The sequence below is a fragment of the Candidatus Poriferisocius sp. genome (assembly GCF_965204145.1).
GTDB lineage: Bacteria > Actinomycetota > Acidimicrobiia > Acidimicrobiales > Bin134 > Poriferisocius.
In genome coordinates this window covers 1,745,188-1,763,888 of the sequence record NZ_OZ241977.1, presented here as the reverse complement: position 1 = coordinate 1,763,888, position 18,701 = coordinate 1,745,188, and the positions used below count along the sequence as shown (strand labels likewise).

The 18,701-nt window shown below is 65.8% G+C and carries 19 protein-coding genes; 9 read left to right on the top strand and 10 right to left on the bottom strand.

The window, feature by feature from the left end; genetic code table 11:
• The first annotated feature begins 12 nt into the window (after nucleotides 1-12).
• Nucleotides 13-1,050 carry a threonine aldolase family protein gene (locus ACOGI7_RS08130; RefSeq protein WP_419851415.1) on the top strand — a complete coding sequence of 346 codons (1,038 nt, stop codon included), beginning with the start codon at nucleotides 13-15 and terminating at the stop codon, nucleotides 1,048-1,050.
• Here ACOGI7_RS08130 and ACOGI7_RS08125 read toward each other — a convergent pair whose 3' ends face one another.
• Nucleotides 1,051-1,338, bottom strand: coding sequence for a hypothetical protein (locus ACOGI7_RS08125; protein WP_419851414.1), 288 nt, complete (start codon nucleotides 1,336-1,338; stop codon nucleotides 1,051-1,053).
• A 9-nt stretch (nucleotides 1,339-1,347) separates the two neighbouring features.
• On the bottom strand, nucleotides 1,348-1,788 hold the full coding sequence (locus tag ACOGI7_RS08120; protein WP_419851413.1) for a hypothetical protein: 441 nt from the start codon (nucleotides 1,786-1,788) through the stop codon (nucleotides 1,348-1,350).
• A gap of 179 nt (nucleotides 1,789-1,967) precedes the next feature.
• Here ACOGI7_RS08120 and ACOGI7_RS08115 point away from each other — a divergent pair, with 179 nt between their 5' ends.
• The 4 genes from ACOGI7_RS08115 (at nucleotide 1,968) to ACOGI7_RS08100 (ending at nucleotide 5,541) form a co-directional block, all read left to right on the top strand.
• Nucleotides 1,968-3,248, top strand: coding sequence for a DUF222 domain-containing protein (locus ACOGI7_RS08115; RefSeq protein ID WP_419851412.1), 1,281 nt, complete (start codon nucleotides 1,968-1,970; stop codon nucleotides 3,246-3,248).
• A 65-nt stretch (nucleotides 3,249-3,313) separates the two neighbouring features.
• A complete protein-coding gene (locus tag ACOGI7_RS08110; protein WP_419851411.1) occupies nucleotides 3,314-3,823 on the top strand; it encodes an NUDIX hydrolase in 510 nt (169 codons plus the stop codon).
• 13 nt (nucleotides 3,824-3,836) lie between these two features.
• Nucleotides 3,837-5,087 (top strand): DNA polymerase IV, encoded by a 1,251-nt coding sequence (locus ACOGI7_RS08105; protein ID WP_419851410.1) that lies wholly within the window; start codon nucleotides 3,837-3,839, stop codon nucleotides 5,085-5,087.
• 67 nt (nucleotides 5,088-5,154) lie between these two features.
• Nucleotides 5,155-5,541, top strand: a complete 387-nt coding sequence (locus tag ACOGI7_RS08100; protein WP_419851409.1) for a DUF3040 domain-containing protein — start codon at nucleotides 5,155-5,157, stop codon at nucleotides 5,539-5,541.
• A gap of 30 nt (nucleotides 5,542-5,571) precedes the next feature.
• Here the strand turns inward: ACOGI7_RS08100 and ACOGI7_RS08095 are convergent, their stop codons facing one another.
• From ACOGI7_RS08095 to ACOGI7_RS08080, 4 genes are read right to left on the bottom strand one after another with little or no spacing between them, the layout of a single operon-like run.
• Nucleotides 5,572-7,863 carry a transglutaminaseTgpA domain-containing protein gene (locus ACOGI7_RS08095; RefSeq protein WP_419851408.1) on the bottom strand — a complete coding sequence of 764 codons (2,292 nt, stop codon included), beginning with the start codon at nucleotides 7,861-7,863 and terminating at the stop codon, nucleotides 5,572-5,574.
• A 50-nt stretch (nucleotides 7,864-7,913) separates the two neighbouring features.
• Nucleotides 7,914-9,164 carry a DUF58 domain-containing protein gene (locus tag ACOGI7_RS08090; RefSeq protein ID WP_419851407.1) on the bottom strand — a complete coding sequence of 417 codons (1,251 nt, stop codon included), beginning with the start codon at nucleotides 9,162-9,164 and terminating at the stop codon, nucleotides 7,914-7,916.
• 13 nt (nucleotides 9,165-9,177) lie between these two features.
• A complete protein-coding gene (locus ACOGI7_RS08085; protein ID WP_419851406.1) occupies nucleotides 9,178-10,131 on the bottom strand; it encodes an AAA family ATPase in 954 nt (317 codons plus the stop codon).
• A gap of 37 nt (nucleotides 10,132-10,168) precedes the next feature.
• Nucleotides 10,169-10,972: a DUF2889 domain-containing protein gene (locus ACOGI7_RS08080; protein WP_419851405.1), complete on the bottom strand. Its 804-nt coding sequence runs from the start codon at nucleotides 10,970-10,972 to the stop codon at nucleotides 10,169-10,171.
• A gap of 68 nt (nucleotides 10,973-11,040) precedes the next feature.
• On the opposite strand from ACOGI7_RS08080, the gene ACOGI7_RS08075 reads away from it, so the two are divergent.
• Genes ACOGI7_RS08075 through ACOGI7_RS08065 form a run of 3 tightly spaced genes read left to right on the top strand, consistent with a single transcriptional unit; the run spans nucleotide 11,041 to nucleotide 14,429 of the window.
• Entirely contained in the window at nucleotides 11,041-12,270 is a 1,230-nt protein-coding gene (locus tag ACOGI7_RS08075) for an MFS transporter (RefSeq protein ID WP_419851404.1), read from the top strand.
• 45 nt (nucleotides 12,271-12,315) lie between these two features.
• On the top strand, nucleotides 12,316-13,326 hold the full coding sequence (locus ACOGI7_RS08070; protein WP_419851403.1) for a DUF7064 domain-containing protein: 1,011 nt from the start codon (nucleotides 12,316-12,318) through the stop codon (nucleotides 13,324-13,326).
• Entirely contained in the window at nucleotides 13,323-14,429 is a 1,107-nt protein-coding gene (locus ACOGI7_RS08065) for a Zn-dependent alcohol dehydrogenase (RefSeq protein ID WP_419851402.1), read from the top strand. The genes ACOGI7_RS08070 and ACOGI7_RS08065 overlap by 4 nt, the downstream gene beginning before the upstream one ends.
• A 5-nt stretch (nucleotides 14,430-14,434) precedes the next feature.
• On the opposite strand, the gene ACOGI7_RS08060 is transcribed toward ACOGI7_RS08065, so the two are convergent.
• Nucleotides 14,435-15,283: a TIGR03619 family F420-dependent LLM class oxidoreductase gene (locus tag ACOGI7_RS08060; protein ID WP_419851401.1), complete on the bottom strand. Its 849-nt coding sequence runs from the start codon at nucleotides 15,281-15,283 to the stop codon at nucleotides 14,435-14,437.
• Nucleotides 15,284-15,349: 66 nt separating this feature from the next.
• On the opposite strand from ACOGI7_RS08060, the gene ribA reads away from it, so the two are divergent.
• Nucleotides 15,350-15,958, top strand: a complete 609-nt coding sequence (gene ribA, locus ACOGI7_RS08055) for a GTP cyclohydrolase II (RefSeq protein ID WP_419851400.1) — start codon at nucleotides 15,350-15,352, stop codon at nucleotides 15,956-15,958.
• 7 nt (nucleotides 15,959-15,965) lie between these two features.
• Here ribA and ACOGI7_RS08050 read toward each other — a convergent pair whose 3' ends face one another.
• Genes ACOGI7_RS08050 through ACOGI7_RS08040 form a run of 3 tightly spaced genes read right to left on the bottom strand, consistent with a single transcriptional unit; the run spans nucleotide 15,966 to nucleotide 18,699 of the window.
• A complete protein-coding gene (locus tag ACOGI7_RS08050) occupies nucleotides 15,966-16,709 on the bottom strand; it encodes a glucosamine-6-phosphate deaminase (protein ID WP_419851399.1) in 744 nt (247 codons plus the stop codon).
• A gap of 17 nt (nucleotides 16,710-16,726) precedes the next feature.
• Nucleotides 16,727-17,488, bottom strand: a complete 762-nt coding sequence (locus ACOGI7_RS08045) for an ATP-binding cassette domain-containing protein (protein ID WP_419851398.1) — start codon at nucleotides 17,486-17,488, stop codon at nucleotides 16,727-16,729.
• Nucleotides 17,485-18,699, bottom strand: coding sequence for an alanine racemase (locus tag ACOGI7_RS08040; RefSeq protein ID WP_419851397.1), 1,215 nt, complete (start codon nucleotides 18,697-18,699; stop codon nucleotides 17,485-17,487). Before ACOGI7_RS08040 ends, ACOGI7_RS08045 begins: the two co-directional genes overlap by 4 nt.
• Nucleotides 18,700-18,701 lie beyond the last annotated feature (2 nt).

Below are 18,701 nucleotides of genomic sequence, written 5' to 3'. Positions count from 1 at the left end.
ACGCTGATGGCGATGGCATCTCGTGGAGTGGTGGATTTGCGGTCGGACACGCTGACGCAGCCGACCGAGGCCATGCGGCAGGCCATGGCCACTGCGCCGGTCGGCGATGACCGCTATGGGGAGGATCCCACGGTCAACCGTTTGGAGGAGCGGTTTGCCGAACTGGTGGGCAAGCCTGCCGCGGTGTACGTGCCGTCGGGCACGATGGGCAATCAGATCGCTCTGCGGCTGCACGGAGCAGCGGGAAGCAACGTGGTGGTGGGTCGGCGACAGCATTTGATGTCCTACGAGAGCGGTGCGGCCGGGTTCAACAATGCCTTCCAGATCTACGCGGTGAACGACACCGGCGGGGTGATCGACACGGAAGCCGCCGCCGAGGCCGTGGCGGCCGGGAGCGGCGGCTTTTGGCCCCCGGTATCGCTCATCTGCCTTGAGAACACCCATCTGGCCTCGGGCGGCTTGGCCGTCGGGGCTGGGGAAATGGCCGCGGCCGCCGCACTGGGACCGCCGGTGCATCTGGACGGCGCCCGCCTGTTCAACGCCGCCGTCGCATTGGGAACCCCTGCTGAAGAACTGGCCAGCGCGGCGACCACAGTCATGTCCTGTGTGTCCAAGGGATTGGGGGCGCCGGTGGGTTCGCTCCTGGCCGGGCCCGCCGACCTGATTGCCGAAGCCCGATTGCACCGGCGGCGGCTGGGCGGGGCCATGCGGCAAGCCGGGGTGATCGCGGCCGGCGGGCTGTATGCCCTCGACCACCACATCGATCGGCTGGCCGACGACCACGACCGGGCGCAGCGCCTGGGCGATGCTGTGGCTGAGCGGTGGCCAGGCGCCCGCTTGGGCGAGGCGGAAGCGGCCCGCGGCCGTCCGCACACCAACGTGGTGGCGTTTCGCCACCCCGACGCGCCGCGCCTGTTGGACCACCTCCATCAGGCCGGCATCCGAGCCGGGCTGCTGGCGCCGGGCATCGTGCGCTTTGTCACCCATCTGGACGTGGGCGACGCCGACATCGAGCGGGCCGTCGCCGCGTTGTCCTCCGCCCCGGCTTAGCTAGTCGCGATCGCGATCCTGTCGGCGGCCGCCGAAGCGACGCCACTCCTCCATGGCCCGCAACGTCAATATCGCCACCACGGCCAAGCCCACCGCGCCCACCAATGCGCCGACCAATGCGCCGAGCCCGGTCCACAGGCCGCAGTTGCCCTCGCACTGAAGGTCGATAAAGGCGAACCCGATCAACCCCCCGCACAGCCCCCCGATCAGAATCGAGGCAAAGGCCAGCCACCGCGCCCCCCTGGGCGGAAGCGCCGACCGCTCCTCAGAAGACCCCGGATCGACCATCCGCCCATGTTACGGGGGCGATTGGCTATACACCGACTCCCCGTTGTTGTAGTAGCTGGCGTAGATGTGCTCGAAGACGGCGCTGACCTTTTGGTCGAACAGCTCGGATCCGTAGATGTCGGGCAGTTCGTTGTCGAGGGTCTTGCGTACGGTGACTTTGACGGCTGAGAGGGTTTGTCGTTTGCGTTTCCAGTCGAGGACGAGTTCGTCGATGAGTCGTCGGAACCGCTCGGCGAGGTCTCGCCGGGTGGGGTTCTTGCGCACGGCGTCGTCGAGGCGTTCTTCGATGTTCTTCTCGATGGCTTTGGCGGCGGCGCGTCTGCGGTCGCCGAAGCGCCGAATCTGAGTCCGGCTGCGACGCCGCTTGTTGTGATTGTTGGGGGTGATCAGCCCAGCCCCTGCGATGGGACCTCTGACTCTTGATTTTCTGGATGTGAAGCGGAGGTTCAAGTTTTCGCCCCAGTCACAACGGAATTGAGGGTTTCGGAGGGTGGCGACAGGGTCTGGACCGTGGAGGATTGTGGACCATGTTGCTTATGTTTAACTAAGTTCAATAAATTACAAGATAAATTAGCCTGTTCACGCTTATTCAGGGGGATGTTGTCACAGGGGTCGGTATACTTGCATGTATGGAGTTTGGGCCTCTTGAACAGGGGAAACGAGCTGAAGACAAGCCATCTGGGGCGGTTTGGCCGGAGGTGGTTGATGTCGATGGGTTGTCGTTGTCGGAGTTGCGGGCGCGGCTGGGGTTGATCAAGAAGGCTGAGGCTCGACTGGCTGCGATGAAGACGGCCACGCTGGCTGCGTATTCCAATCGGGCAGGCAAGGGTTTGGCCCGCCGGGTGGCTCTTGAAGAGCTTCAGGCCTCCAAGCAGCAGGCTCGGCGGGAGGTGGAGACCGCCTCCCAGTTTTCCCAGGTTCCCGAAACCCTCGACGCGCTGGGTGCCGGGGACATTCCCGCGGCCCACGCCACCCAGATCGCCAAAGCCGCTTCCCAGGGGCCGGTTGACGAAACCGTGCTGGTGGAAGCGGCCCGACACCAGGACTTTGGCACCTTCTCCCGGACATTACGCGACCACCAGCACGAGCAATCGGGCGATGACGGCAAGTCGCTGATGGCCAAGCAGCGCCAGCGCCGCGACTTGAGCTTCTTCAAGTCGCCCGACGACGGCATGTTCATCTTGAACGGCCGGTTCGATCCCGTAGCCGGGAATCGGATCGAGGCTGCGCTGGCCGATGAGGAACGCCGTCTGCGAAACGCCAATAGCGACAAAGCGGCGGCCGATCAGGCTACGTTCAACCAGCGCCTGGCCGACGCCCTGGAGAACCTGGTCTGCGCCGAGTCTGGCGATCGCAAGCCGCAGGGCACCACCTTGGTGGTGACCGCCGATTGGGACTCGCTGAATCAGAAGCTGGCCGACGCCCGCCTGCTCGACGGTACGCCGCTGCCTCTGTCTGAGGCTCTGCGGCTGGGCTGCAACGCCGACATCCTGCCTGCCGTGTTCGACACTGAGGGCCAGGAACTGTGGGTGGGACGCAAGTACCGCTCGGCTACCGACGCCCAGCGGGATGCTCTCATCGTCCGGGACAAGCACTGCATCGGCTGCGGTCGCTCGGCCGCTTGGTGCGAAGTGCATCACATCGTCGAATGGTTCCGAGGCGGGCTCACCGACATCGACAATCTGGTGCTGGTGTGCCCCAGCTGCCACCACAGCATCCACGACGACGGCTGGGTTGTGCATCGACTCCAAGACGGCACCTATGAGTTGCGACCGCCACCCGAGCCTCGCGCTGATCTCCCACCCTGGAAATCCAAATCCAATTCGCCTCCGCATGAGTCCGAGCCATTTCCCGATGTAGGAGTGAGCAACCATCGGCCCTGCAACGTTGAACCTGTGCTGTTGAGTTGATCTCAGGGCTGGACTCCGAGTTGATCTCAGGGCGTGCTGTCGCTGGGTCGGGCCATACTGGTGAAGTGGCGGAGGCAGCGCCGGGGCGAGTTCGGGATTGGGAGGTGGCCGGGGGAGTGGTGCTGCGGGGGGAGCAGATGCTGCTGGTGCGGAACCGGCGCCGCAACGACTCGGTGGAGTGGAGCACGCCCGGCGGAGTGGTGGATCCGGGGGAGACGATGCTGGAGGCGCTCGGCCGGGAAGTGCTGGAGGAGACCGGGATCCGCGTGCATCTCTGGGAGGGGCCGCTGTATGAGATAACCGTGGACTTCACCGACTTGGGCTGGCGGCTGCGGGTGGAGGCCCATCGGGCGGTGGACTGGAACGGGGAGATCGTGCTGGAGGATCCCGACGGCATCGTGGAGCACGCCGATTTTTATGATTCTGATGAATGCGAGACCCGCCTGGTCCACAGTCCCCGTTGGGTGCGCGAGCCGCTGTTGGAGTGGTGCCGCGAGCGCCCTGATCAGATGCTGACCTATCGCTACGAGGTGACCGGGACTGAGATCGACGGTCTCGCGGTCACAAGGCTGTAGCGAAGCTGTAGCAATGACGGTGGAGGATTTCAGCAGCGGCAGCAGGCAGACCCAGTCGGGGTCCATCCTGCACGTGGACATGGATGCCTTCTTCGTGTCGGTGGAGATACTCCGGCGCCCGGAACTGCGTGGTCTGCCGGTGGCGGTGGGCGGCTCGGGCAGCCGGGGGGTGGTGGCGTCGGCCTCCTATGAGGCCCGGGCCTACGGGGTTTCATCGGCCATGCCCTCGGGGCAGGCGCGCCGACTCTGCCCGGAGATTGTGTTCTTGCCCGGTGACCACGAGCTGTACTCCGAGGTGAGCGGGCGCATCATGGGCATCCTGCGGTCGTTCACCCCCCTGGTTGAACCCCTGTCGGTGGATGAGGCGTTCTTGGATGTGTCCGGCGCCCATCGCCCCCCGGTGGAGATCGGCCATCTGATCCGAAAGCAGGTCCGCACCGAGGAGGGCATCAACTGCGCGGTGGGGGTGGCCGCAGTCAAGTTCTTGGCCAAACTGGGCTCCAAGCTGGCCAAGCCCGAGCCCACCCCGTCGGGGCCGTCGGGCGGGGCCGGAGTGTTCGAGGTGCCGGTGGGCGAAGAGCTGGCCTTCTTGTCGCCTCGCCCGGTCAGCGACATCTGGGGGGTGGGTCCGGCCACGCTGGCCCACCTCAACCGCGTCGGCATCGCCACCATCGGCGAGTTGGCCGACTTCCCCCTGGAGCGGTTGGAGGGGATCGTGGGCAAGGCCCATGGCCGGCATATGCACAACTTGGCCAACGCCATCGACCCTCGGCCGGTGATTCCTGAGACGGCAGCCAAGTCGATCAGCCACGAGAAGACGTTTGCCCGCGACCTGCACACCCAAGAGGACCTCGGCGCGGAGCTGGTGGCCTTGAGCGATTCGGTGGCCTCCCGGCTGCGGGCCGCCGGAGTGGCGGGACGCACGGTGATCATCAAGATCCGCTTCGGGGACTTCAGCACCATCACCCGGTCGCACACCCTGGCCAGCTCGGTCGACTCCGGGGTGGTGTTGGCGCGGGAGGCCAAGCGGCTGCTGGGGTCCGTGGATGTTGCCCCGGGGGTGCGTTTGATCGGGGTGGGGGTATCGGATCTGGAGGATCACGGCCAGCGCCAGCTCTCGCTGGAAGACGCCAGCACCCCCTCATGGCACGACGTCGACCGGGCTGTCGATCGCATCAGGGACCGCTTTGGGAGCGAGGTCATCCAGACCGGCGGAGCTGCCGACGGCGGCCCCCGGGGAATGGGCTGGTCCCGGCAGAAGTGAGCGCGTCGGGCCGCGCCCGCGAGCGGCTGGCATTGTTTGGCGGGTTGGGCTGTGAGACACTTAGAAAGTGCCACTCTCCGAGGACGAGCAACGCATCCTTAGCGAAATAGAGGAACAGCTCTATGAAACCGACCCTGCGCTGGCCCGCGAGGTCGGCCGCACCACGGTTTTCACCCATCCTGCCCGCAACCTCCGGCTGGCGATTCTGGGCTGCATCGCGGGGTTGGTCTTCATGATCCTGACCCTTTCCACCTCGTACTTGCTGTCTTTCCTGGGTTTTCTGGTCATGTTGGCGGCGTCGCTCTGGGGGTGGAGCAACCTGCGCCAGCTCGGCCGGTTCGGGCTCCAGCAGATCAGCGACAGCATCAACCGCGGCGACGTGAGCAGCTTCCTGAGGTCACCGGGCCGCCGAATCGTCAACCGCCTGCGCCGCGGCGACGCCGAGCGGTCCTAGCTGGACAACCTGAGACAAACCTGGTCGCGCTTAGGGGCCGATCTTCCAGCTTGGGCCCTGCGGTCTTCGCCGCCGTGAGCTGACAAGCGGCTGAGGATTGAACGCGGCCGCCAGCTTCTGCCACCGGCTCACCCTGAAGTTGACCTCGGAGCGCACCGACAACGACCAGGTGCGGGCCAGCCACTGGTTGTGGTCGGTGGGCTCCGACGGCGCGAAGGTTGCGGCCGCGGCCAGCTCGCCCAATTGTCGAAGGTCCGGGCTGTGGAGCGGGACTTGGTTGATGGCCCGACTGGCGAATTCGGTGTAGGTCTCGTCGGGCCGAGGGGTCATGTTGATGAGCGCCAACGACTCCACGGTCTCTGTCCAAAGCAGCCTGATCTTCCCCCGGTTGCCCGTGATCTTCAGAAATCGCCGTTGATTTTGGAATCTCTTGAGCCAGGGGATGAGCAGGATAAGCAGCCCGGCAAGCGGCGGGGCCAGTATGGCAATCCAAGTTCTCCAAGTCATCCCGCCGTCATCGCCGGCTTCTGGCTGGGTGTCGCCGAATTCCGGCGAATCGGGGGGAAAGAGGCTCTCGAAGTCGGTCGGGGGCTCAAGAGGGCCGGCAGGGCCGGTGAGCGGCTCTGCCCCCAGAGCCTCGAGACCAGATCCGCTGACGGCTTGGTCTTCGGCCAGGCCGGTGTAGTTCTGGGCGCCCGGGGCGCCCCGGCCCGGTGTGGGCTCGAAGGCCACCCACCCAACGCCGGCCAGGAACACCTCGGGCCAGGCATGGGCGTGTCTTCCGTAAACCAGATAGAGGTTGGGATCGTCCGGGTCGGCTTCGCCCACAGTGAATCCCACTGCCACCCGCGCTGGGAGACCCACCGACCGGGCCATGGCCGCGAACGTGCCGGCAAACTGCTCGCAGTACCCCCGTCGGTTGGCCAGGAACTCCTCGATTCGGTTCCCGGAATGGCCAGGCGCCACATTGGCGTCGTAAACGAAGCCCCCATTGCGGAAGAAACCTTGGAGGGCGAGCGCCCGTTCGTAGCCCGATCGGGCCCCGGCGGTCAGTTGGGCGGCCAGATCCCGAGCTCGGGGGCTGAAGTCCGACGGCAGCGAGGTGTAGGAGTCCACCGGGGTGGTCCCCACGGCATCGAGGGGAATGCTCCTGAGCACCTCGGGGTCGAATCGGGGCAGCGCGGAGGTGACGGTGTAGGAGAGGCCGTTGGAACTGGCCAGAGAGCGCCCGACGATGAGCGTCGAGGACGAGGGCTCGTAGCTGATGTCGCCATTGCCTGTGTCGTCAGTGGTCGAGACCAGCGACCGGGGTTCGAACGCCGCAGGCAGCCAGACCGCACCCAGCCGTTCGATGTTGAATTGCTGCACCGATTCCTGCACGCTGGAGCCTGATCGGAAGAGGGACGGCAGCTGTGTGGGTCGAGCGGCGTACTCGGCACGGGACGTCCACACCTGTCCGTCGAACTGGTCCAGCGAGGTGAGGCGCCAATAGGACCGCTCCTCCGCCCTCACCTGGAACATCAATGTGTCACTCTGATTTACCAGTCGGCCCCTGATGTCCACCAGAGGGCTGATCACCACCCTCCCCGAACTCCTCCGCCCTCGCTCGACGGCCTCGGTCAGGTCGACCAATGGGTCTTCGCTGCTGCCCAGGGCCGGACCTGCGGCGATCGCCCCCGCCAAGGCAACCGCCGCGATGGCGGCGCTTCCGCCCAGCAACGCCCGGCGCCCGCTCGAGGCCCGGCCTTCGCCCCCCAGCCACGCGGCCCCTGCGGTGCGGGCCGACACCCGGTGAATCGTGGCGAACAGCAGCAATGCTGCGGTGAACAGCCCGATGGTGAGAATGCGGTGCTGGCCGTCGCCTACCAGCCCCATGAAGCCGAAGGCGACGATGGGCAGAACCATGGGTTCGAACAGGGCCCGCATCCGCATCGCCGTCCAGTCGTTGAGGAATGCCAGCAGCCATATCCCGGCCATGGCACTCACGATGAAACCGTTGACCGGCTCCACCGGGGGGCTGAGTTCTCCGAAGTTGGCCCAGGCCTGCTCCAAGTCGTCGGGCAGCACTGTCCAGGTGTCTCCGACCGGCAGGCCCCAGAACGCAGTGTCCCAGTAGCGGGTCCAGGTGACTGTGAAAATCAGGCCGACTCCGGTGACCACAGCCGAGATCGGCATTCCCCAGCCGATACGGCGCACGGCCAGCGCCAGCAGATGGCTGACCGCGGCAGCGATGAACACAGGCAGAACCCAGTCGTCTCCCTGGAAGACGCGGATGAGGCCGAAGGCGGTGGCCGCCGTCAGAATCGGTCCAGTCGATTCCAAGGGAATTTCCCACTCGGCCGCCCGACCCCTGCGAGAGTCTCGGGAGCCGATCATGGGCGTCTGTCGGCGGAAGCCGAGGCCGACGAGCGGGGCCTTGTCGAGGGATCTTCGCCGGAGGTCGAATGAGCGGCCCATGCGCCGGTGAATCCCGAGGGCTCGCTCACGGGCAGCAGGGTTGTGTCCGGAATGAAGGCCGGGGGCGGTTGCCCCCCTTTGGCCGGGGCGAACAGCACAACCGTCTTGGAGCTGAATTGGGAGCCCAAGGGCATGAGCGACCGGGGCTCGGTTCCGTCGACCGCGGCGGCCACGGCCACCAGCAGCCCGCCGCCGTGCTCTCGGCCCAGCCGTTCGACAGCGCCCATCAAGGTTCCGACGTCGGGGCTGATCAGAGCCAGGTGCTCATAGATCTTGTGAAGGTGGGCAGAATCAGATCCGTAGCCGCTGTCGAAGTCCGCAGTGGTGATCAGGCGGACCTGGTCTCCTCGATGCTGGCTGGCCCGGCAGATGCTGGCCGCGGCCGAGACCATGGCCTCGAAGCGCTCGCCGTCGGCCTCAGTGCCCAGCAGCGCGCCCCGAGTGTCCAGCAAAACGGTGGTGTGGGTGTGGGAGAACTCCTCGAACTGGCGGACAATCAGCTCGTCGTGGTGGGCCGAAGATCGCCAGTGGATGCGCCGGGGGTCGTCGCCTCTCTGGAACGGGCGCAAGCCGTACAACTCGTCGCCGCTTTGGGCCATGGGGCTGCGCCGGACGGCGTCGAACGAGCTCCCCGGCAGGCGCGGCGGCGGCCCGATGGGATACATGGCCGGGTAGACCAGCGCCTCTGCTTTGCCGCCGAACTGGAAATGCCGGGCGGACATGCTGAGTGGATCGGTCACCGTCAGCGTGAGCGGCCCGACGACGACCCTTCCCCGCTCCTCGGTGGGGAGCCGGTAGGCAACGGTGAGCTCGTCATCAGTGCGAACCGGTGCCACCAACAGGTCGGGAGACTGGAAGGAGCTGGTTGAGCTCTTGGTAGAGAACGAGACTTGATCAGCCAGTCGCAGCACCGGGCTGCGGAACACGCCGGGGTTGGCCATTTCCAGCCGCACTTGGCATTCGTCGCCGACGTGCACCTGCTGCGGCTTGAGCGACCGGCTGATCACCCGTAGCGGCCGACGGGCTCTGACGTACGCCACTGAGAGGACCGCCACTGCGGCTCCGGCAACGCCGACGGCCAGCAATTCGTCGGAACCGAACACCCGGCCAGCCGCCACCAGCAGCGCCGACCCGATGAAGAGCAGCCAGCCTGAGGGGGTGAGCACGGTTGGCGGGAAGCTAGTCGACTGGGGCCGGAACCGAGCTCATGACCTCGTCCACGATCTGCGCGGCTGGTGTGCCCCGAGCCCGGGCCTGGGGGTTCAGCAGCAGCCGGTGGGCCAAGACGGGCACAGCCAGCTGCTTCACGTCGTCGGGGAGCACGTAGTCCCGTCCCTGGGATACCGCCCGCACCCGGCTGGCCCGTTGCAGTGCAAGGGTGGCCCGAGTGGACATCCCCAAGACCAGGCTCGGGTGGTCTCTCGTGGCGTTCGCGATCTGCACCAAATAGCGCTTGATCCCCGGCGCGGTGAAGACCGCTCCGGCATGGTCGGCCAGCGCATTGACCGCCTGGGAATCCACCACGGGACGAAGGGAGTCCAGCGGGTTGTCGGTCCCGTGCGCGTCGAGGATGTCAAGCTCGGCCTGCTTCGAGGGGTAGCCCACCTCGATCCGCATCAGGAATCGGTCGAGCTGGCTTTCGGGCAGCGGGTAGGTGCCTTCGTGCTCCAGCGGGTTCTGGGTGGCGATCACCATGAACGGCCGGGGAAGGGGATGGGTGGTTCCATCGACGGTGACCTGCCTCTCGGCCATGGCCTCCAACAGCGCCGACTGGGTCTTCGGGGAAGCTCGGTTGATCTCGTCGGCCACCACGATGCCGGAGAACACCGGTCCGGGCTGGAAATCCAGCGTGTTAGCGGCGCGGTTCCAGATCGTGGCCCCCACCACATCGGAGGGAAGCAAATCGGGGGTGAACTGGATTCGGCCGAACTCAGCCTGCACGGTGATGGCGAGAGCCTTGGCCAGGCTGGTCTTGCCGACCCCGGGGGCGTCTTCGATGAGCAGATGCCCCTCGGCCAGCAAGCACGTCACCGCCAAATCCAATACATCGGGCTTGCCCATGATGGCCCGGCCGATGTTGGCTGTGATGGATTGGAACTGCTCGGCGAACAGCGGTTCCTCTGCCTCGCTCATAGCTATATCGTCTCTCATAGCCATATCGTGGAGTCTCTCAGGTGTCGCGGAGTTGCGGCCAGCGGGCGGGCATGTCCACGAGCATCCTGTCTGGTCCGGGGCCGTGATCGCGCAATGTGCCCCGGCGGCGGATCGCAATGTCATAGCGCTCAGGCTGGGAGGTCCAGCAGACGTTTGGGATCAGCCCGGAGATGATGGCGTTGTCGCAGTCCTCCAGCTCCACCCGGCGGGCACCCGACAGCCACACGGTGCGCTGGAGCACCCAGGCGGCCTCGGCGGCCTCAGGATTGAGCGCCTGCTCGCACCAGCGGACGAACCCGCCTTTGAGCCGACGACCGCCGAACGGCTCAGGTGATTCGATCTCCAGGGTCGCGGCCATCCGCCAGCGGAAGACCTCGGTCCCGTCCCGCTCGACCCAGGCGTCGAACGGGGGCTGGTCCCAATCGGGCACGGTGGCGTCGTATTGGCGGGTGCCGACTCGCCCCCGGGCGGCGTGGAGCACCCCGAGCACGGCGGCGTCGTAGAGGTGAGTGCATTGCTGGCGGACGTCGGTCCAGGCGAACACCTCCGACGCGGTGGTGGTCAGCGGGCAGCCCACAAGGGCCTGGAGCTGGTCGAGCGCTCCCGAGCACGGCTCCCAGGGCATCCGGGGCCCGGCGGCGGACGCCCCGGTGATGTGGCGGCCGTCATGGGCGAGCGCCGCCTCGTAGTGGTGCATGTCGTCCTCGAGGCCCACCACCACCGTGTGGGGGTCGGGGGCGACCATCCGCAGCCGTCGGCGGAAGGCGCCGCTGCCGTGGCGGTTGCGGACCAACCCGGGCTCTCGTTCATCCTGAGGCACTGGCCGATGTTGGCACACCGAATCCGGACGACCAGATTCATCATCCAGGGAAGTACTGTCGGCTGATCGTGTCTGTCCCGCCTTCTCCGCTTCGCGCCTTGTCTCATCGGGGATTCCGGCTGTTCTTCATCGGCGTGTCCATTGCCACCACCGGGCAGTTCATGCAGTCGCTGGCCGTGCCCTTCTACATGAACCAGCTGACCGACTCGAATTGGTGGGTGGGCAGCTCGGCGTTCGCGGTGCTGATCCCTTCGCTGTTCATGACCCCGGTGGCCGGTATCTGGAGCGACCGGATGAGCCGGAAGGCCCTCTTGTTCGGATCATTCTTCACCCAACTAGCCTGCTCGGCGGTATTCTTGGCACTGTTCACCGCCGACCTCCTCACCCCGTGGCTGATGATCGGCATCCAGGTGGTGGTGGGGGTGGCATCGGGGTTCCAGTGGGCCCCCACCCAGGCAATGACCGTGCTGTTGGTGCCGCCCGAAGATCTCTTGTCGGCGGTGCGCTTCGTGTCGCTGTCGTTCACCGCCGGGCGTGCGCTAGGCCCGGCGCTGGCCGGGCTCACTTTAATTAATTGGGGTCCAGGACCGGCGTTCGCGGTGACCATTGTGGGCTTCGGCTTGGGTTTGGCCTTGATGGCTCCGATGAGGCTTCGGGCCACGGAACCGGTTGAGCAAGAGCCGTTCTGGTTGCAGTTCCGCCACGGTTTGGATTACGTCAGGCGCCGTCCCGCCATGCGCCTGGTGATGTTCACCTCGTTCGCCGTGGCCAGTGTCGGAGCGGTCTTCGCGTTCGCCCTGGCGGAGAGCGTGGCTGACGATGTGTTCGCTCTCAGTGATGGCGGGCTGGGCTGGCTCACGGCGACGTTCGGTTTCGGGTCGATGCTGGCCGCGCTGTACGTCACCAGATACGGCGATCGCCACGCCCGATCCCGGGTCGAGATGACAGCAGTGGGGGTGTATGCCGTCGGGGTGCTGGTTACCGGGGCGACTTCTTGGCTGGTTGTCGGCCTGTTGGGGTACTTGATCTTCGGAGCGGGGCATATGGCCCATGGCGTGACCATGAACAGCGCCCTGCAGGTGCAGGTGGACGAGCAGTTTCGGGGCCGGGTCATGTCGGTGTGGCTGATGTCGGTGCTTTCCGGGCTGCCTATCGGCGCGTTGATCGGGGGATTCTTGGGCGACCTGGTGTCCATGCGGTTCGTGGTGCTGGTGTACGGGGGATTGCTGGCTGTCTTTTGGGCGACCACGGTCATCCGGTCCCGCGGTTTCGCCGGTCTCGACCTCGGCCCCGGCTGATCCATTGCGTGCTGGGCTGTGCTCGCGGGGTACGGTCGGAGGTGGATGGGAGAGAGCATTCAGGCCCCGGGAACTCGGCTGAGTCGAAGAGACCGGTTCCTGCACCAGCCCCGCTTTCGGGATTGGAACTGGGTGGAGACCAATTGGTTCTGCTTCTTCGTCCCCGGTGAGGCCATGGTCGGGCACCTGCGTTCGATGTGGCGGCCCACGCTAGGAGTGGTGGGGGCCAACGTGTTCGTGTATTCCAACCGAGGGCTGGGCGCCACCGGGGCCTTGGCCAACGATATGCACGAGGACCGCTTTGCCATGCCCATGCCGCCCCACAACCTGGACGACTACCGCCTGGACAATGGCATCGCGGTGCGCCAGACCGAGGCGTTCCAGCGTTGGGAAGTCCGCTACGACGGCATCGACGGGACGGTGTTCGACTTGGAGTACACCGCGTTGATGCCGCCGGTAGAGGTGGGCGAGACCAAAGTGGCGGGAGCGGGGGAGGGATTCGGGTCGATCCAGCGCTCCGATGCGGCGTTGTCCCACGGCCACATCGACCAGACTCTCCACGTCTCGGGGGAAGTGGTGGTGAATGGCGTGCGGTTCGAGGTGGACTGCGCGGTCAACCGCGATCACTCGTGGGGGCCCCGCCGGGAGTCGGTGGCCCGGCTGGGCTGCGGCAACTTCGACGACGGCCACTGGGGCGACGATTTCCACTTCCTGGTCCAGACCCGCAACGACACTCCTGGTTCCTGCGTGATCACGCACGGTTACCTGCTAGACGGTGGGGAAATCCTCCGCATCGCCGAGGGGACAGGCCGGTTCGAGCTCGACGGCTATCGCACCACTGCACTGGTCTATGAGGTGGTCGACGAGCGGGGCCGTCACCACCGCTTCGAGGGCCGGGTGGCCCGCACCATCGAGAAGGTGTCCACCAACGCGTTCTCGTGCAACGGCTTCGTGGATTGGAGCTACGACGGCGAGCCGGGCATCGGGGAGTACCGCTGGCACTGGGGTGTTCGGGAGCTGCGGGAGTGGCTGGCGGAAAGGGAGGCACAGGCATGAAGACGTGGGCTGCGGTGTATCGGGAGCCGAATGTTCCGCTGGACATCGTCGAATTGGACATCTGCAATCTGGCCCCCCAAGACGTGCTGGTGCGGATCACCCATAGTGGGATCTGCCACAGCGACCTGCACGTGTACCACGGCAGCCGAGACTGGGAAACTCCCATGATCTTGGGCCACGAAGGGGCCGGGATAGTGGAGCATGTGGGGGAGGGCGTCACCGGAGTCAAGCCCGGCGACCGGGTGGTGCTGTCGCTGGTGGCCAGTTGCGGGCGGTGCCGGTCGTGCGCCGCCGGTTTCGCCAACCGCTGCCAGGTGCTGCCTGCATTCCCCATCGGCACCTACTACGACGGCGGCCATCGCTTCGAAAAAGACGGCGAGGTCCACCACTCGTTCTGCACGGTGGGCTCGTTCGCCGAGCACGCCGTGGTTCACTTCTCCAAGGCGGTGAGAGTGCCCGACGATGTGGGCTTGGACGTGGCCTGCCTGGTGGGTTGCGGCGTTCCCACCGGGGTGGGGTCGGCGGTGAACACCGCCCAGGTCCGCCGGGGCAGCACCTGTGTGGTCTACGGCTGTGGCGGGGTGGGTCTCAACGTCATCCAGGGGTGCCGCCTCATGGGCGCAGCCGAGATCGTGGCGGTGGATCTGCTGGATGACAAGCTGGCTCTGGCCGAGAAGTTCGGCGCCACCCATACCTTGAATGCATCCGACGACGATCCCGTGGCCGCGGTGATGGAGCTGACCAGAGGCCGGGGGGCCGACTACGCCTTCGAGGTGATCGGTTCCGGGGCCACCTACATGAACGCCTGGAACTCGATCGGCATGGGCGGGTTGGCTGTGATGGTGGGCGGGCCGCCCGCGGGGACCCCGTTCCACATCGACGCCACTGAGATCTACTTCGGCAAGGCGCTCACCGGCAGCATGTACGGCAACTCCTCGCCCGCTCGGGACTTTCCGTGGATCTTCGATCTCTACCGTTCCGGCGAGCTCCTGCTCGACGAGCTGATCACCCAGCACCGCCCCCTCAATGACGTCACCGCCGCCCTCGACGAGCTGGACACCGGCGGCGTGGTCCGCACTGTGTTGGACATCGGCGAGGAATAGCCCGGCTACCCGAACTCTTCGATCCAGCGGGTGTAGTCGTCCAGTACCGGCAGCACTTCATCGGCTGAGCCGCCGTGGGGAAACCGCAGCACCACCTCGGTGATCCCGATGTCCTCGTAGTAGCCCAGCTTTCCGGGGTCGGGGTGGGTGCCGTAGGTGACCAGCTCCAACTCGTCGATGCTCCGCCCCGCGGCGGCCATGGCCTCGCCCAGGTCAGCAAGAGCGGCTCGCATCCCAGCACCGCCGATGGGCATCCAGCCGTCGCCGAACTCCGCGATATGGGCGAAGGTGGTGGGGCCGGGAGCGGCGCCGATGATGGTGCGGATACGGGGCTGCTGGATCGGCTTGGGCCAGCTCCACGAGGGCTCCATGTTCACGAACTTCCCGTGGAACTCGGCGATCTCGCTTCCCCACAGCGCTTGAGCGCAGAGCATGTGCTCGCGCACCCGGGCCCGGCGGCGGCGAACGTCGATGCCGTGGTTCTCCATCTCCTCGCGGTTCCAGCCGTAGCCGATTCCCAGCACCAGGCGCCCTCCGCTCATCCAGTCGAGGGTGGCGCACTGCTTAGCGAAGGTAATGGGGTCGTGCTGGGCGGGCAGGGCCACCCCCACCCCCAGCCCGACGGCACTGGTGGCCTGGGCGCAGGCGGCCAGGGCGATATAGGGGTCCAGCGTTCGTAGGTAGGTCTCAGACAGCTCGTCGTCGCCGGTGGGAGGTGGAGTTCGCCGGCTGGTGGGGATATGGGTGTGCTCGGGCAGGTAGATGCATGCGTAGCCCCGGGCCTCTGCTTCCTGGGCCAGGCGCACCGGCGACATCGACTGGTCGGTGGTCTGCATCATCACCCCGAACCGCATGCCCAAAGCGTATGTTGCTTGGGCTGCCAGTTTCGCTGCTGGCACGGGTACTGTCGGGGCCAGCTAATGAGACACCAACCAAAGATCAGGCTGGTAGCCACCACCGAGGTGCCCACGAGATGGGGGCGATTCGCCTGTCACGCCTTCGAGTCGATGGACGACGGCGTGGAGCATGTGGCGTTCACCCTCGGCGATATAACGGGTGTCGACGAGGTCTTGGTGCGGGTACACAGCGAGTGTCTTACCGGGGATGTGTTCGGCTCGTGGCGCTGCGACTGCGGGGCTCAGCTGCACGCGGCTATGGATGCCATCGCGGCCTGCGGCACCGGTGTGCTGGTGTACATGCGGGGCCATGAGGGAAGGGGCATCGGCATCGGGCACAAACTTCAGGCCTACGGCCTTCAAGACCAGGGGCGTGACACGGTAGACGCCAACTTGGAACTCGGCTTGCCGGTGGACGACCGCAACTACGGCGTCGGAGCGGCCATTCTGGCCGAGCTGGGGGTCACGCGAGCGGCGCTGATGACCAACAACCCCACCAAACTCGACAGCTTGGCCTCCTACGGACTGGAGATTGCCCGCCGAGTTCCCCTGGTAGTGCCCCCCAGAAGCGAGAACGTGGACTACCTCCGCACCAAACAACAACGCCTCGGCCACCTGCTGGATTTGGTGTAGCCGGAGGTCAGCTTTCCGACCTGGCCGCCGGTAACTGCGAAGCCGCCTCAGCATCTAGGACCACGGAAACATCGGGGTGCAGTCGAATTGCCGAGGCCGGAGTCTCAATCGAAACTGGCCCTATGAGGGCATCACAGATTGGACGGGCCTTGTGGGCACCGAGTGCTACTAGAAGTATCGCTCTTGCCTGCAAGATGGTTCCGATTCCTTGAGTTATCGCCTGGCGGGGGACATCGTCAATCGAGGCGAAGAACCGGGCATTGTCCCGCCGCGTCCTTTCGCTCAACGTGACCACGCTTGACAGCCCTTCGAATGAAGTGCCTGGTTCATTGAAGGCGATGTGTCCGTTGCTGCCGATACCGAGGAGTTGGATGTCGATGCAGGCCTCAGTGACCAGTTGCTCATAGCGCTGAGCCTCAGCCTCGAGGTCGGGTGAGCTCCCGTCGGGCCCGAACACCGCGTCATCTCTCAGGTCGACGAGGTCGGCGAGATCTGCCCTGATCACGTTTCGGAATGCCTGCGGATGGTTGGAGTCGAGGCCGACGTACTCGTCGAGCAAGTAGATGGACGTTTCAGCAAAACTGAGCCCCCCGGCCTGACACCGATCAACTAGCGATTGGTAGACGCCGACCATGGTGCTGCCGGTCGCCACCCCGAGGCGCGGCCGAGGTCTCGACCGGACGACATTCTCCACAATGTCGGCTGCTTTGTCGGCAGCCTCTGCGGCATCAGCGGCGATGAAGACCTGCACAACCAGACCCCGGCACTTCAGGCGGTGGTACGGGCCCCGGTTATGTATGACACCAGGTCGTCTTTTGTGACGTCGGCCACGTCGACTTCAGCGCATATTCGGCCTTGGTAGAGCACGACCGCCTGGTCGCACACGGCGAGCACCCGGTCCATGTTGTGGGTGATGAGCAGTACCGCTACCCCCTGGTCGCGCAGGTTGACGATGAGATCTAGAACTCGCTGGGTCTGTTCGACGCCGAGGGCCGCGGCGGGCTCGTCGAGCAGCACGATCCGCTGGCCCCAGGCGACGGCGCGGCCAATGGCCACAGCTTGGCGCTGTCCCCCGGAAAGCGAGCCGACCGAGCGCCGCAGTGACGGAATTCGAATGTCGAGACGAGCAAGCGTGGCGGCGCATTCCTCGCGCATACGCCGCTTGTCGAGCAGGCCGATGCGGGCACCGAGCCATCCTCCCCGGGTGTGCTCTCGATTCAAGAAAAGGTTTTCTGCCACATCAAGCGGGTCGATCACCGACAGCGTTTGATGAACTGTCTCGATGCCCAGCTCTCGCGCATGGCGAGAAGAATTGATGCGGTGCTCTGCCCCCTGAACGAAGATACGTCCCGCGTCGGGTTGGTAGAGACCAGCGATGCACTTCACCAGGGTTGATTTTCCTGCGCCGTTGTCGCCCAACAAGGCGGTAACCCGGCCATGGTGCAGCTCAATGGACACGTCGTCGAGGGCTTGCACCGCCCGAAACGACTTCGAGATCCCAGAAGCGACCAATGCGGGAACCCTGCTCATCGCTTGCCCTTCCAAGCCACCGGGTTGCCCATCACATCCCAGATTCCGGCGACCGACGCCGCTCCCGACCGCACACCAGCGACGCCGACAACAAATGCCCTGGTCACGAAGGCCTGAATCCGGAAGCCGAAGACTACGGTGTCACCCTCGCTGACTGTGCGACCTGATTCAGGCCTGAGTTTGGCGTAGTAGTCGATGGTGGCAGGATCGGGCATATCCACCGGCATGGGCTTGGTAGCTGCCTCGCTGGGGTCGTGGGCAACGACGGCGGTGGGTTGGTAGTCCCCGAAGACGGGATCGATGTAGAGACCGCCGCCGTAGCAGAACGGGGTGCCCTGATGAATGTGGGCGACCTCGCTGACGTAGCACGCCGCCGGCTGTTCGGGCAGGTCTCGAACCGCATGCAGGGGAGTGGTTCCGGTAAGGCCATGGCCCGGTTCCACTTGGGTGGCACCCGCCTCGGCGAGTTGGGCCAACACTGCCGTCGACGTCGTGCCCGGGGCGTTGATCTGTAGTGGCGTCGGGCCGTCGCCTCCGAAGTGTCGTTGGGCCATTTCCGCGGCCCGACCCAGGGTCGCCAGATTGGGGGTGGTGCGCCCCCCGCTGCTGTCGGGATCGAAGAGCAGCGCTGGGAACGTGGTGAGGCCGGCGAACCGGACTTCTGGCAGGCCGCTGATGTGGTCGAGCATCCCGGGCAACTCATCGAGCGGAACGCCCCCCTCATGCCCGGGGTAGAAATCGTCGCCGGGAGCGAACACCCGTACGAGCAGATTCTGGACCCGCCCGGAGCGGGCGGCCGCAGCCGAAACTTCTGCCGCTTTGTTGGGGGAAAACACCGTCCAATAGTCGGGCTGCATAGTCACGGCCTCGCTGGTTTCGGCTGTGGGCACCTGCACGAGATGTCCAAGGTGTCCGAGATTGTGCCCGAGGGCCGCAATCGGCCGGGCGCAGGCCATGTCCACCGCCACATAGCCGTTCACCCCTGCGCCGGATATTGCCTTGAGCGCGCCTGGCGCCCTTCCGACCTGCTTGGTCATGGCGTACACGGTCAGCCCAAGGGCCCTCGCCTCACCCATGAGATGCGCGGTGTTGGCGGCCATGGCGTCGAGGTCCAATGCGTAGCTGTTGGCAGGGATGGCGCCGGCCTGATGCAGAGCCACAACCGTCTCCACAAAGTCAGGGTTCTTGTCCAGCAGCGATTTCAGGAACACCG

Coding starts and splice junctions, on each gene's coding strand:
- ACOGI7_RS08065 (WP_419851402.1), top strand. CDS start 13,323: ATGAAGACGTGGGCTGCGGTGTATCGGGAGCCGAATGTTCCGCTGGAC.
- ACOGI7_RS08060 (WP_419851401.1), bottom strand. CDS start 15,283: ATGCGGTTCGGGGTGATGATGCAGACCACCGACCAGTCGATGTCGCCG.
- ACOGI7_RS08125 (WP_419851414.1), bottom strand. CDS start 1,338: ATGGTCGATCCGGGGTCTTCTGAGGAGCGGTCGGCGCTTCCGCCCAGG.
- ACOGI7_RS08085 (WP_419851406.1), bottom strand. CDS start 10,131: ATGAGCGAGGCAGAGGAACCGCTGTTCGCCGAGCAGTTCCAATCCATC.
- ACOGI7_RS08115 (WP_419851412.1), top strand. CDS start 1,968: ATGGAGTTTGGGCCTCTTGAACAGGGGAAACGAGCTGAAGACAAGCCA.
- ACOGI7_RS08130 (WP_419851415.1), top strand. CDS start 13: ATGGCATCTCGTGGAGTGGTGGATTTGCGGTCGGACACGCTGACGCAG.
- ribA (WP_419851400.1), top strand. CDS start 15,350: ATGAGACACCAACCAAAGATCAGGCTGGTAGCCACCACCGAGGTGCCC.
- ACOGI7_RS08070 (WP_419851403.1), top strand. CDS start 12,316: ATGGGAGAGAGCATTCAGGCCCCGGGAACTCGGCTGAGTCGAAGAGAC.
- ACOGI7_RS08045 (WP_419851398.1), bottom strand. CDS start 17,488: ATGAGCAGGGTTCCCGCATTGGTCGCTTCTGGGATCTCGAAGTCGTTT.
- ACOGI7_RS08105 (WP_419851410.1), top strand. CDS start 3,837: ATGACGGTGGAGGATTTCAGCAGCGGCAGCAGGCAGACCCAGTCGGGG.